Below are 13,663 nucleotides of genomic sequence, written 5' to 3'. Positions count from 1 at the left end.
GACCATGGGGCGATGGAACGTGACCAGCTCGCCGACTTCCTGCGCCGCCGCCGAGAGGCGATCCGCCCCGCAGAGGTCGGCATCGCCGACGGCCCCCGCCGCCGCACCACCGGCCTGCGCCGGGAAGAGGTGGCCATGCCTCGCGGGCATGTCGGTGGATCACGTCGTGCGCCTTGAGTAGGGCCGCAGCAGTCAGCCCTCGACCCAGCTGCTCGGCGCGCTGGCCCGGGCGTTGCGCCTCTCCAAGGACGAGCGCGACCACCTGTTCCACCTGGCCGGTCACCAGCCCCCGCGCGCCGACGGGGCGGACGGCCTCGCTCGCGCCGGCCTGATGCGTATGCTCGACCTGCTCGGCGACACCCTGGCCCTGGTGGTGTCCGACCTGGGCGAGGTCCTCGCCCAGAACCGGGCAGCCGTCCTGCTGACGGGCGCCCTCACCGGCTTCTCCGGCGACCGGCGCTACGTCGTACACCGATGGTTCACCGATCCCGCCGCCCGCGCCGTCTGCCTGCCCGAGGAACAGGAGTACTACGCCCGCCGGCTCGTGGCCGACCTGAGCGCGGCCGCCGGCCGCCGGCGCGGCGATCCCACGGTGGCCCGACTCGTCGACCGGTTGCAGGCTGCGAGCGCTGACTTCCGCCGACTCTGGGCCGAACACGAGGTGGCGGTCCGGCGCGTCGACCGTAAGACCTTCCTGCACCAGAGGGTGGGTCGCCTGGTGATGGACTGCGAGACCCTGGTCACTCCCGACCAGGGTCAGCAACTGCTGGTGCTCACCCCAGGAGACGCCGAGGCCCGCGAGAGGCTGGAGCTGCTGCAGGTACTCGGCGTCGTGGAATTCCCCACGGGGGCAACGGACACTCCCATACGGTGAAGCGGCCGACTCACGATGCACCGGCACCGGCTGCATGGTCGGCTCGGTGGCGACCGTGACCCGGCCGGCGCTCGAGGCCTGTGGACCGTCTTCTAAAGAACTGACCTGCGTACCACCTTCCCCCGAACCGCCGCCTGAACGCCACCACGGGGGGCGAGCGCGCAGACCAGCACGACAGTGCCCGCGCACAGTGCGCGATATTCACCTGCTGGGCGTGGAGGTGGCTCCACGCCCAGGGAAGACGTTCGTTAATCGGTCATCTGCGTGCCGATGGGTGAGGTAGGCAGATAGCGTGCTGAACGAGTGGAAGCGCGAGAAGACGCAGGCCTTGTGAGACGTGGAGACCTATAGCTTGGCCTCCCGCTGCCCGCACGGGCTACGTCTGCCTATCGGTTGGATCTGAAATCGAACTACCTTGCCCGAATATCGAAGCCTGAGCTAAGCTCCGGTCACATCGCCAACGCTCGCACTCGGGGTTAGCCCCGCAGTGTGTCTGCCGAATGGTGTCGACATCGAGAACGCTGTTTCGGTCGGCAACCTGGACTGATCGGGAGTGATGAGATGGATGCCGTACGGACGGGCGGCCTCGGAGTGCTGCCACTGCGCGACAAGACCGCCGTGGTGATCGGGGGGAGCAGCGGGATCGGTGCTGCGACCGTTCGTCGCCTGGCCGAGCACGGAGCATCTGTGGTGGTGGGGTTCCACAGCGGCAAGGACCGCGCGGCGGACCTGGTCGCCCAACTACCCGGCTCCGGACACCAGTGCGTGCCGATGCGGATCGAGGACTCGTCCCAACTGGAGGACGTCGCGCGACTCGTCGATCGTGAGTACGGCCGATGCGATGTTCTCGTCAACTCGGCCGGGGTGACGAGGAAGGTGCCGCACGCAGATCTCCGCTCGCTCGACGACGAGCTGTTCGACGCGTTGATGCGTGTGAATGTACGGGGCCCCTTCGCGGCCACGCGTGCCTTCGCCCCGCTGCTGGAGAAGGCCGGCGACGCGATCGTGGTCAACGTGTCCTCGCTCTCGGGGACCACGGCGACGGGCAGCAACGTCGCCTACTGTGCCGCGAAGGCCGCCCTCGACAACCTCACGATGTCCCTGGCCCGAGTCCTGGGGCCCGCGGTTCGGGTGATCGGCGTGGCGCCGGCCGCTGTCGACACCGGGTTCGTCCCCGGCCGCGATCGGCAGGCGATCCTCGACCAGGCCGGGAGCACACCGCTCAGGGTCGTCGTCGATCCTGATGACGTCGCCGTCAGCATCATCGGTGCCGTGACCTCGTTCCGGATCTCCACCGGGACCACGTTCCTCGTGGACGGCGGGAAGCACCTGTGACCGCGCCGTCGTATCCGCTTCCCTTCGGGGTCTTCTCGGTCGGCGCCGGCCGCCCCCGTGTGGGCGTCGCCGTCGGGGATCACGTGCTGGACCTCGCCGCAGCCCTGGACGACCCGGTTTTCGACAACACCACCCTCAACCCATTCCTCGCGCGCGGGCCCCGGGAGTGGTTGGCGGCCCGGGCGGCTCTGCAAGCCCTGCTGAACAGCACCGACTCGGAGATCGTGGCACGCCGCGAGCGCCACCGGATCCCGATCGCCGATGTGCGCATGCACCTGCCGATCGACGTCGCGGACTTCGTCGACTTCTTCTCCTCACTGGAACATGCGAGCAATGCCGGGCGCATCCTGCGACCGGGCGAAGAACCGCTCAAGCCGAACTGGCGGCACCTGCCGGTCGGTTACCACGGCCGCGCCGGCACCGTCGTGGTGTCGGGGACACCGATCCGCCGCCCCTGGGGCCAGAGCAAGGCCCCGGATTCCGGTGCGGTGCACTACACCCCGAGTAGCAAGCTGGACATCGAAGTCGAACTCGGCTTCATCGTCGGTGCGGGTTCGCCGCTGGGGGCAACGGTCGGGGTCGACGAGTTCAAGCAGCACGTCTTCGGCGCGGTGCTCCTGCTCGACTGGAGCGCCCGCGACATCCAGGCGTGGGAGTACGTGCCGCTCGGACCGTTCCTCGGCAAGTCCTTCGCCACGACGATCAGTCCGTGGGTGATCCCGCTGGACGCGCTCACTGGCGCGGAGGTCACCCCCGTACCGCAGGACCCGCCACCGCAACCGCATCTGACGGGGACGGCTCCGTTCTCCTACGACATCGGACTGGAGCTACGGCTCAACGGGCACCTCATATCCGCGCCCGGCTTCGCCTCGATGTACTGGACCCCTGCCCAGCAGTTGGCACACATGACCTCGAACGGCGCGTCGCTGCGCACAGGCGACCTCTACGGGACCGGGACGATCTCCTCCTGGGACAAGGCCGGGTACGGCAGCTTCATGGAGCTGACGTGGAACGGGCAGCAGCCGATCCGGCTTCCTGGCGGGGACGAGCGGGGCTACCTAGAGGACGGCGACGTCGTGACCGTCTCGGCGACCGCCCTCGCCCCGGACGGCGGCCGTGTGGACTTCGGCCAGGTCAGCGGCCACATCCTGCCGGCGAGGAGCACGGATACCGATCCCGGTTTCGCCCCGTCACTACCAGCAGAACAGGAGTCGGCATGACCGAGATCCAGGAGAGGCCGTCGGAGGCCGCCGGTTCGCACGGCAGCAGCGGTTTCCGCTACCTGGCGGGCTTCGGCAACCACCATGTCACCGAGGCCGTCACGGGCACACTTCCGCACGGGCGCAACTCGCCCCAGAAGGCACCGCTGGGCCTGTACGCCGAACAGATCAGCGGCACCGCGTTCACCGCCCCCCGCGCCACGAACCGGCGCAGCTGGGTGTACCGGCTACGGCCGTCGGCGGCACACGCCAGGTTCACCCCGATCGGATCCGGCGCCCTCCGGGGTGCCCCGGTCCATGATCGGCCGCTGAACCCCAACCGACTGCGCTGGGACCCGCTGCCGCTGCCGGCCGGCCCCACCGACTTCGTCGAGGGCCTGTTCACGATCGCGGCCAACGGTGACATCGAGAACCAGACCGGCGTCGCGATCCACCAGTACGCGGCCACGAAATCGATGACGGAGCGGTACTTCGTCAACGCCGACGGAGAGATGCTGCTGGTACCGGAAGCCGGCTCACTTCGATTGCACACCGAGATGGGCGTCCTCGAAGTGGTTCCCGGTGAGATCGCCGTCGTCCCGAGGGGCATCCGGTGGCGGGTGGTCCTGCCGGACGGCTCGGCGCGCGGCTATGTCATGGAGAACTACGGCGCGATGCTGACACTGCCCGAACTCGGCCCGATCGGTGCCAACGGACTGGCGAACCACCGTGACTTCCTCGCCCCCGTAGCGGCCTACGAGGACACGGACGGCGCCGTCGAGGTGGTCCAGAAGTACGGCGGCGCGCTGTGGTCGGCCGAGTACGGCCACTCACCGCTGGACGTTGTGGCCTGGCACGGCAACTACACCCCGTACAAGTACGACCTGTCCCGCTTCATGGTCATCGGTACCATCAGCTTCGACCACCCGGACCCGTCGATCTACACCGTGCTGACCTCACCGAGCGAGATCCCCGGCACGGCCAACGCCGACTTCGTGATCTTCCCGCCGCGCTGGCTCGTGGGTGAGAACACGTTCCGCCCGCCGTGGTACCACCGCAACATCATGACCGAGTTCATGGGACTGGTACACGGCGTGTACGACGCGAAGGCGGAAGGTTTCGTGCCTGGCGGAGCGAGCCTGCACAACTCGTTCACCTCCCACGGCCCGGATGCCACCACCTATCAGCAGGCGAGCACCCGCGAGCTCGTACCGCAGAAGGTCGACAACACCCTGGCCTTCATGTTCGAGACCCGGCTGCCACTGCGCCTGACATCGGCCGCTGCCGAGGCCCCGCATCTGCAGCCGGACTATGACGGAGTCTGGCAGGGCATCACGAAGAACTTCGCCGGCTGATGCGACGCGCCGACGGCCCCGAACCCGAGCTTCGCGTGTCCCCGCCCGCGCGGCACGCCGTCGGCGTGAAGGGCGTGGCGGTGGCCATGAAGCACGCCGTCTCGGAGATGGGTGTGAGCCGGACCGCCCGGACACTGAGCCGGGTGAACCAGGCCGACGGCTTCGACTGCATGTCATGTGCCTGGCCCGACCCGGATCCCGAACACCGGCACTCCGCCGAGTTCTGCGAGAACGGCGCGAAAGCCGTCGCGGAAGAGGCCACGACCGCGCGTGTAGGACGGGAGTTCTTCGCACGGCACAGCATCGAGTGGCTTGACGGACAGTCGGAGTTCTGGCTCGGCAAGCAGGGCCGGCTGACCGAGCCGATGGTCAGGCTTCCCGGGGGAACTCACTACGAGCCCATCAGCTGGCACGACGCGTTCGCCTTGGTGGGCAAGCACCTCAAGGAGCTGAAGGCGCCGGATGAGGCGGCGTTCTACACGTCTGGTCGGGCTTCGAACGAGGCCGCGTTTGTCTACCAGCTCTTCGCACGGACCTATGGCACCAACAACCTGCCCGACTGCTCGAACATGTGCCACGAATCCAGCGGTGTCGCCCTCATCGACGCGATTGGCATCGGTAAGGGAAGCGTCTCCCTGCTCGACATCTACGAGGCGAAGCTCATCCTCCTCATCGGGCAGAATCCGGGGACGAACCACCCTCGCATGCTGTCCGCGCTGGAGATCGCCAAGCGTCGCGGAGCCAGGATCATCTCGATCAATCCGCTGAAAGAAGCCGGCGCGACCAACTTCCGTAACCCGCAGCGGGCCCGCGGCACAGTGGGACGCGGGACCGACCTGGCCGACCTGCATCTGCCGATCCGTATCAACGGCGACCTCGCGCTTTTCCAGGCCATCGGGCACCTGTTGGTGCAATGGAACGCGATCGACAAGCCGTTCGTCGACGAGCACACCCGGGGATTCGACGAGTGGGCGGCACACGTCGGTGAGGTGGACTGGGAGGTCGTGGACCAGGCCACCGGTCTGTCCCGGCAGCAGATCGAGCAGGCGGCGCACATGATCGCTGACTCCGAGGCAACGGTCTGGTGCTGGGCCATGGGACTGACCCAGCACCACAACTCGGTGGAAACGATTCGCGAGGTCGTCAACCTGGCGCTGGCGCGCGGCGACATCGGCAAGCCGGGCGCCGGACTGTGCCCGGTCCGCGGTCACTCGAACGTCCAGGGCGACCGGACCATGGGAATCTGGGAAAAGCCGCCCGCCGCCTTCCTGGACGCGCTGGGATCGGAGTTCGGCTTTGCACCGCCGTACGAGCATGGATTCGATGTCGTGGAGACGATCGAGGCCATGCTGGAGGACCGGGTACGGGTGTTCGTCGCACTGGGCGGCAACTTCGTCCAGGCGGCGCCGGACACCGTACTGACCTCCGAGGCGTTGCGCCGCACTGCTCTGACCGTGCAGGTCTCGACGAAGCTGAACCGGTCTCATCTGGTGTGCGGGGAAACCGCCCTGATCCTGCCGACGCTGGGGCGTACCGAGATCGACGAACAGGCCGGCGGCCCGCAGTTCGTGACTGTCGAGGACTCCATGTCCGTAGTGCACGCATCGCGAGGCCGGTTGCGTCCCGCCTCCGATTCCCTGCGGTCGGAAACCGCCATCGTGTGCGACCTGGCGCAGGCCACGCTGGGAGAGCGCGCCGGCATCGACTGGCAGGCACTACATGACGACTACAGCAGGATCCGTGGCCACATCGAGCGGGTCGTTCCCGGCTTCGAGGACTTCGAGGAGCGGGTGACGCACCCCGGCGGGTTTGTGCTGCCGCACCCGCCGCGAGACTCCCGAAGCTTCGAAACGCGCAGTGGTTACGCCGAGTTCGCGGTATCCGACCTCAAAACGCTGGACGTGCCGGTCGGGCAACTGATCCTCCAGACCCTGCGCAGCCACGACCAGTTCAACACCACCATCTACGGTCTGGACGACCGGTACCGCGGCATCAGGGCCGGACGCCGCGTGGTCTTCCTCAACCGGCAGGACATCGCCGAGCTCGGGTTCGCGGCCGGTGACACTGTCGACCTGGTCGCGCACTGGACCGACGGCCGCCGACGCGAGGCGAAGGGGTTCAGGGTCGTCGAGTACGCGACGCCACGGCGTACGGCCGCCGCCTACTACCCCGAGACGAATCCCCTGGTGCCGCTCGGCTCAACGGCCAAGGGCAGCAATACGCCGACGTCGAAGTCGGTGCTGGTGTCGTTGGAGAGACCACGCCGGGCTGCGCGATGACGTTCAGCGCCGGGGCCTCCCGTGCAACTGGTTCAGACGTGGTCGTGGTCGATCACCATGACTCCTACACGTGGAACCTGGTCCATCTCGTCGCTTCGGTCACCGGATCGCTGCCCCGAGTGGTGCAGCACGACGCGGTCTCGGCTTCTGACGTGCTCGGCCACTCTCATGTCGTCCTGTCTCCCGGTCCCGGCCATCCGGACGTCCGAGCCGACTTCGCCGTCGGCCGGGAGGTGTTGCTGGCCGGGTCGGTCCCCGTGCTCGGCGTGTGTCTGGGAATGCAAGGCCTGGTGGCGGCCTACGGCGGCACAGTGGACCGGCACATACCGGCGCACGGCGAGGTGGCGACCGTCGACCACGACGGACGAGGACTCTTTGTGGGCGTTCCGCCCCGCTTCCGCGCCGTGCGGTACCACTCCCTCGCGGTGACGTCCTTGCCCGACTGCCTTGAGGTGTCCGCGACGTCCGGCGGCGTGGTCATGGCTGTCCGGCACAGGCGTCTGCCCCTGGAAGGCGTGCAGTTCCACCCCGAGTCGATCCTCTCCGAGCACGGTTCGAGACTGCTCGGCAACTTCCTGGGGACGCGATGACCGACCCCGTCGCGTATTTCCAGTCGGTGGCGGCGGCGCACCGGCGCTGCTTCTGGCTTGACGGAGGTGGCGCCGAGGAGTGGTCCGGCCGCAGGTCGTTCATCGGCTGGCTCGACGAGACCGACGTGTCCCTCACGTACGAAGCCCATCGTCGACAGGTGACCCGGCACGTCGGAGGCCGCGCCGAACACGTCGGTACCGACGTATTCGAGGCGCTGGAGTCGGAGTTGGATCGGGGACCGGATGACGCTCAGTGGTTCGGATACTTCGGGTACGCCTGCCGGCCCGACCTACCGGCGCACGTCGGGACCGGCATGCCTGACGCGGTGTGGATGAGGGCCAGGCACGTCAAGGTGTTCGAGCATCTCCCCGATCCTCGACGAACTGGCGCCGGCTTGCCCGCTCAGCCGGCCACGCCACCGCCCGCCGACTACGTCCGAGCGTTCGACGCGGTCCAGGAACACCTGCACGCGGGCAACAGCTATGAGGTCAACCTCACCTACCGCATGCAGAAGAACAGCGACCTGGATCCGGTGAGCGCGTACCTGCGGCTCCGACAGCTCAACCCGGCGCCGTACGCGGGCTTCCTCCAGCACGACGTCCCCGGAGCCCGTGCCTGGCTGCTCAGTTCGAGTCCCGAGCGTTATGCGCGCATCACACCCGACCGTGTCCTGGAGACCAAGCCCATGAAGGGCACCACCGCGCGCGGGCACACCCTGGAAGAAGACGAGCACCTGCGTCGACGGCTCGCGAGCGAGCCCAAATACCAGGCCGAGAACCTGATGATCGTCGACCTGCTTCGCAACGACCTCGCCATGGTGTGCGAGCCGGGATCGGTCCAGGTGCCGTCGCTGATGTCCGTCGAATCCTACGCGGCGGTCCACCAGCTCGTCTCGACCATTCAGGGCAGGTTGCGGCCTGACGTGTCGGTGGTGGCCGCGTTGCGCGCGCTGTTCCCCGCGGGGTCGATGACCGGCGCGCCGAAGTTGCGGACGATGGAGATCATCCGCCGGGTCGAGACCACACCACGTGGCGCGTACGCCGGGGCGTTCGGCCGGCTGACCGCGGACGGGCGCGCCGACCTCGGCGTGACCATCCGCTCGCTGCTCACTGCCGGCGACGGCCGCTATCTGCTCGGGACCGGCGGCGGAATCACCGTGCATTCCGACATGGCCGAGGAGTTCGCCGAATCGGAGTGGAAGGCCTCGCGGCTCTCGGAAGTGTTCGCTCCCGCTGCTGTTTCGGCCCGCCCGGTGTAGCTGGGCGGGCCGAAGAGTTTGTCCATGTCACCGGGTGTCAGACGCCCTTTGACGCGTGGTCGGCGATCGCCAGCGCGACATCTCCAGGCTGCTCGATCGGCAGTGCGTGCCCGGAAGGCTCGCCGTTGGGGCCTGGAATGGTGACCAGCGTCGAGTTGGGCAGCAGTTCCGCATACCGTCCCGCCTGGCCGGTGCCGACCAGGCGATCGTCGTCCACGCCGATGACCAGGGAAGGAACGGCCACGCGCGCCAAGCGTGTGTCGAACTTGCGCTCGTAGGGAGGATCCCAGATCAACAGCTTGGCGGTGCTTGCCTCGCTGAGCTGCTGGGCGGTGTCCGCGGCCTCGCCTTCCTGACCGAAGTCCTCCGCGTATCGCTCGGCCCGCCCGTTGAACATCAACTCGGCATCCTCCCCGGGGGACAACTCGAAGAGGTCGACGAAGGGTTCGCCCTCGACCAGGACGCCCAGCGGTGTCACCAGCGTCAGGGTTTTGAACCGCTGCGGGTAGTACACCGCGAGATGTGCGGCCAGCCACGACCCGAGCGATGTGCCGACCAGATGGAAGTCGTGCAGATCGAGGGAACGGAAGAACGCGTCGTAGTGCAGTACGTAGTCCTCCCACGTGTCCTGGTCGGCACCGCGCGGCGTGTCGCCGAACCCCGGATGCTCCGGAGCGATGACATCGAAGTGCTTGGCGAGCTCCTGGTGCAGAGGATTCCACTCGCGCGTCCCCCCGCCACCGTGCAGGTACACCAGCGGCTCACCGGATCCGCCCCGGCGGTAGGCCGTCGGCACGCCCTGGATGTCGACGACCTCCGGCACCGTCCAGTACTTCCACTCTCGGCCCTCGAAAGCGGGGTTGGTCCCTGTCATGTGTTCTCTCCTTCGCGGCGGAGCCGGGGCGTTCCTCAACACCGGTGCCGCGACGGCGTGCGGGCGCCGCCGCAAGACCGGACGAACATCGGGCAGTCAGCGCACGAGGTGCTTCGGCAAGGATTTGAGATCCACCCGGCTGCGGACCTCCTTGTAGGGCGCCGGCGCCGTGACGGCACGGATCTCACGCTGTGGCGTGCCAGGGTTGCCCCAGATCACGGTCACTTCGGTACCGGGCCGTGCCACCTCCACATCCACCACGGCGAGCGAGATCATCTCCCGGAAATGCGCGCTGTAGCCCCGCGAGCTGGTGGCTCCGACGACGGCTCCGTCCTTGAGGACCTTGTCGAAGTACATGAAGGCACGCGGGTCCTGCGGCATCTCCATGAAGTCCGGGAGCTCTCCCTGGCGGAAGAACGACGCGAAGATGTCGATGACGTCGTCCGCGTTCCATCGCAGCGTGCAGAGAGTCCGCTTCGGCGCTTCCAGTTCGCGCCGGAGTGCCTCGTCGCCGGGGAACCTGTGGTCGAAGTTGATGCGATTGCCCCACCCGAGCTCGACCGGACTGCGGTACCAGTCCCTTACGTCATCCGATTCGAAGCTCCCGGCGACTGCCCAGTAGTACTTCTCGAAGTACCCGCCCTCCGCAGCCTGGATCTCCTCGCGGTAACCGATGCCCACCTCGTCGAAGAGGGCGGGAAGGTAGTCGATCGTCACCGTCGGGTACGCCGCCTGCAGATGGTTGAGCATGGCGACGCGGCCGCCCAACTCATGGATGTCGTACTCCTGCCCGGCGTCGACGACCGCCTCCCACAACTTACGGCCGTCGGCGAGCGGTGCCTGGAGTTCGAAGCCGATCTCTCCGCTCATCCCCTGGCGGAGCACTCTCGTCTGCACGCCGGCGATCGTCACGGTTTCGTTCCGCATGAACTTGATGTCGCGGAACTCCCTGCCGAGCAGACTCTCCAGCACGTAGAGGGCGTTCGGCCCCTGAAGGTGGTATTTGACCTCCTCGATGGGCTCCATCTCGACGTCGTAGTCACCGGTCCGCCGGATGTAGTCGGCCCAGTAGGTGCTGTAGGCGATCAGCTCCTGCTCGCCGGTACGAGTCAGGATGCCTTCTTCAATGACCTTTCCGTCATGGTTGCAGTGGATGATGTGCTTCGACTGGCCGATCCGGAAGTTGCCCATGGTGTTCACGGAACAGTCGGCGAAGAGCCGCAGGGCATCGGGTCCCGTGTACCTCAGCGACGGCAGGAACGACCAGTCACCGATGTAACAGTTCTCCTTCCAGGATCGCTCCTCGTCGACCCAGTTGGTGAACTGAGGAGGTCCCCAGATGTCACCCGCGTGGTACTTCAGCGGCCGCCGCAACTGACTGACGAGTGACTCCGATGACGAACTCATGGAACGAACCTCCCGTGGGTGAAGTCTCTTCCGGTCGGGGTGTGAAGCTTCAGGAGCTGGAGCCCCACTCAGGCTTGAACTTCGCCACGTTGTCCTTGGTGACGACCGCAGGCGTGTCGGTCTTGAGCATGTCGAGGGACTCGGGTTTCACCGGCCGGCCATGGACCGCCTCGACCAGTGCCTTGGCGAGAAAGACACCGTACTGCTGGGGCCAGTTCCCGCTGGTGCCGAAGAGGGTGCCGTCGGCCACTGCGGCTGCCCCCTCGCTGCTCCCGCCTCGGCCGATGATCTTCACCTTGCCGGCCAGGCCGGCCTCCTTGAACGCGGGAAGCGTTGCCAGGGCGGTCTGATCCGAGGCACCGAAGAACACGTTCACGTCGCCGTGGGCACTGAGCGCGTCGGGCATGGCCTTCGCGACCTCGCCGGGGTTGTAGAAGCCCTGGATCTTCTGCACGAATTTCACCTTGGGGCCGAGCTTCTGCCCAACGCCCTTGACCACGTCGTTGGTGAACCGATCCGTGGCAGTGGTGACCTCGGCGATCACCTTGCACGGGTCGGCGGTCCCACAGGCGGCCTTGATCAGTTGGGAGTCCACGTCGACCTCGGACTCCAGGGGATCTCCGACGACCGCAACCACTCCGTCCTGCTGTGGCTCGAGAGAGTAGGGGTCCTTGCCGACAGCGGTCTCGACCGTGGCCACCGGGATGCCGGCGGCCTTCGCGACCTGAACGCACGGCGCCCCGGTGGCAGGATCCACCGGGGCGAGCACGATCGCCTGGTATCGCTTGCTCGTGACCACGTCCTGACACTGCGAGAGCTGCTTCTGCGCGTCGAAGTTCGCGTTGTAGGCGGTGACGGAGCCACCGGAGCGCGCGACGACCGAACGCACGCCCTTGACCACGGCGCCCGGGTAGTCTCCCGTGGTGTAGCCGAGGTAGGCGATCCTTACGGATTCACCGGTGGTGCTGTCGGCTTTCGCCGCACCCTGAGATTCGCATCCAGTCATCAACACACAGCCAGTTGTGAGTAGCGCCGCCAACGCGCGTACACGACTGAGTCTCGGCACCATGGCTCTCCTCGATTTCGAGAATCGGTCCGGGCGCTGCTTGTCAGCGCACACCGCGGCGAAGGCCCTGCGGGCGACTCTGTATCGACTTCCGATTCGCGCGGTCCGTCCCCAGCTGTTGAGGCCCGTCCGGGAAGAGGGGTCGTCATACGAGAAGCAGCGGGCGTGAGGTCACCGGCGAGCGTAGTGCTCGCGAATCGGGACACTAGCACCGACTTTCGGTCACCACAATGGATCCGTAGCCCTCTGTCTCCACCCTCGCGGTAACTTGCCGATCACCCTCTGGTCAGCCCAAGAACGCTTTCGGGGTCAGGGGGTAACGGGGCAGTCGTGGCGAACTGCGGGCGTTGCCGACGTGCCAGTGCCGTATCGGGCGTTCCTGTAGAGATCGGCCTTGCGATGCATCGTCGGCCGGGACGGTCATCGTGCGGTGGCCGAAGCCTTCGGTTCAGGATGCGCCATGTCGCCGCAGCCCGTTGCACTAATATCGGCCACCATTGCCCGAATATCGAAGCAGCGGTAAACTCGTCGGCGGTTCCGTCCCTGCGCGGAACGGTCGACGAGTCTCGATAGGGAGGAATCTGGTGAGCTTGCAGACGTGGCAGAGTCCGGAGGATCTGCCGTTGCTGGCGGACGGAATCAGCCAGCAGACGCAGTACCGGCCTCCGTTCAGCGCCGATCTGGCCGGTAGGGAATTGGAGCTCGTGAACGCCGCCGGAGCCCGAGTGGGTTACCGGTTCGTCGACGATCACGCGATGACGCGATCCGCCGGCGAAGCAGTCACCACCCGGCACTACGACGCGACGCTGGTGCGCGAGGGCATTTACCTGATCGACGCGTTGGTGGAGGATGTCGCGCCGGACGGAGCGGTAGCCGGGTTGCCGAGCGCGGAGACCTGGGCGCTCGATCTGAACACGGGCCGGGTGACGATTGCCCGGTCATGGGTGCACGAGCGTGGAGACGGCGTGCGGTGGGTGTCCACGGCGCACGAGAGGTGCTGGCTGCCGGGCTCTGAGGAAGCTGGGGAGCACCTGCCCTCGGCGGGCATGGCCGGGCACCGTGTCCTGTGGCGCTACAGCGACACCGACAGTTACGACCACGTGTATCTCAACGCACACAACTTCGCCTGGCAATGCGTCACAGGTGTGGAAGAGGGCCTGACCGAGCACGACAGGACGCGTACGTTCGAAGTGGCCGACAGGTTGTACCTGTTCGAGTGGAGCGAACACGTGCAACCGGTCGAATCGGTGCTGTTCGTCGACCTGCGGGAGATGAAGACCTACGGTCGGATGTTCGGCTGGGAGGAGCGGGTCCAGCAGATCCTGCACCATCAGTTCGGCGCCCGTGGCCAGCTGCTCAATGTCACGACGTACCCGGATGAGTGATCGATGAAGGTCTTGGTCCTCGGTGTGAACGGCGGGCGTG

At 67.0% G+C, this 13,663-nt stretch carries 10 protein-coding genes and 1 pseudogene; 8 read left to right on the top strand and 3 right to left on the bottom strand.

Annotated features, from left to right (window positions below; all coding sequences use genetic code 11):
• The first annotated feature begins 12 nt into the window (after nt 1-12).
• The 7 genes and pseudogenes from ACFU53_RS03440 to ACFU53_RS03410 all read left to right on the top strand — a co-directional run bounded on the left by ACFU53_RS03440 (nt 13) and on the right by ACFU53_RS03410 (nt 8,891).
• A pseudogene (locus ACFU53_RS03440) lies at nt 13-874 on the top strand (helix-turn-helix transcriptional regulator).
• 561 nt (nt 875-1,435) lie between these two features.
• Nucleotides 1,436-2,209 (top strand): SDR family NAD(P)-dependent oxidoreductase, encoded by a 774-nt coding sequence (locus ACFU53_RS03435; protein WP_383985595.1) that lies wholly within the window; start codon nt 1,436-1,438, stop codon nt 2,207-2,209.
• Complete coding sequence (fahA, locus tag ACFU53_RS03430; RefSeq protein ID WP_383985593.1) at nt 2,206-3,429, top strand: fumarylacetoacetase; 1,224 nt, start codon at nt 2,206-2,208, stop codon at nt 3,427-3,429. Before ACFU53_RS03435 ends, fahA begins: the two co-directional genes overlap by 4 nt.
• The gene (gene hmgA / locus ACFU53_RS03425) at nt 3,426-4,763 is read left to right on the top strand and encodes a homogentisate 1,2-dioxygenase (protein WP_383985591.1); all 1,338 of its coding nucleotides are present in this window, start codon (nt 3,426-3,428) and stop codon (nt 4,761-4,763) included. Before fahA ends, hmgA begins: the two co-directional genes overlap by 4 nt.
• Nucleotides 4,763-7,042: an FdhF/YdeP family oxidoreductase gene (locus ACFU53_RS03420; protein WP_383985589.1), complete on the top strand. Its 2,280-nt coding sequence runs from the start codon at nt 4,763-4,765 to the stop codon at nt 7,040-7,042. The genes hmgA and ACFU53_RS03420 overlap by 1 nt, the downstream gene beginning before the upstream one ends.
• A 44-nt stretch (nt 7,043-7,086) precedes the next feature.
• Complete coding sequence (locus ACFU53_RS03415; protein WP_383985587.1) at nt 7,087-7,632, top strand: anthranilate synthase component II; 546 nt, start codon at nt 7,087-7,089, stop codon at nt 7,630-7,632.
• Nucleotides 7,629-8,891 carry an anthranilate synthase component I family protein gene (locus ACFU53_RS03410; RefSeq protein ID WP_383985585.1) on the top strand — a complete coding sequence of 421 codons (1,263 nt, stop codon included), beginning with the start codon at nt 7,629-7,631 and terminating at the stop codon, nt 8,889-8,891. Before ACFU53_RS03415 ends, ACFU53_RS03410 begins: the two co-directional genes overlap by 4 nt.
• Nucleotides 8,892-8,928: 37 nt before the next feature.
• Here ACFU53_RS03410 and ACFU53_RS03405 read toward each other — a convergent pair whose 3' ends face one another.
• From ACFU53_RS03405 to ACFU53_RS03395, 3 genes are all read right to left on the bottom strand, one after another.
• Entirely contained in the window at nt 8,929-9,765 is an 837-nt protein-coding gene (locus tag ACFU53_RS03405; RefSeq protein WP_383985583.1) for an alpha/beta fold hydrolase, read from the bottom strand.
• 96 nt (nt 9,766-9,861) lie between these two features.
• Nucleotides 9,862-11,172, bottom strand: coding sequence for a glycine cleavage T C-terminal barrel domain-containing protein (locus ACFU53_RS03400; protein WP_383985581.1), 1,311 nt, complete (start codon nt 11,170-11,172; stop codon nt 9,862-9,864).
• Between the two features lie 49 nt (nt 11,173-11,221).
• A complete protein-coding gene (locus tag ACFU53_RS03395; protein ID WP_383985579.1) occupies nt 11,222-12,178 on the bottom strand; it encodes a sugar ABC transporter substrate-binding protein in 957 nt (318 codons plus the stop codon).
• Nucleotides 12,179-12,822: 644 nt separating this feature from the next.
• On the opposite strand from ACFU53_RS03395, the gene ACFU53_RS03390 reads away from it, so the two are divergent.
• Nucleotides 12,823-13,623 (top strand): MoaF C-terminal domain-containing protein, encoded by an 801-nt coding sequence (locus ACFU53_RS03390; protein WP_383985577.1) that lies wholly within the window; start codon nt 12,823-12,825, stop codon nt 13,621-13,623.
• The last annotated feature ends 40 nt before the right edge of the window (nt 13,624-13,663 follow it).

This window comes from Streptomyces sp. NPDC057474 (assembly GCF_042802555.1).
Classification (GTDB): domain Bacteria; phylum Actinomycetota; class Actinomycetes; order Streptomycetales; family Streptomycetaceae; genus Streptomyces.
Note: the sequence above shows the minus strand (reverse complement) of the source record. Positions and strands in the feature narration are given on the sequence as shown.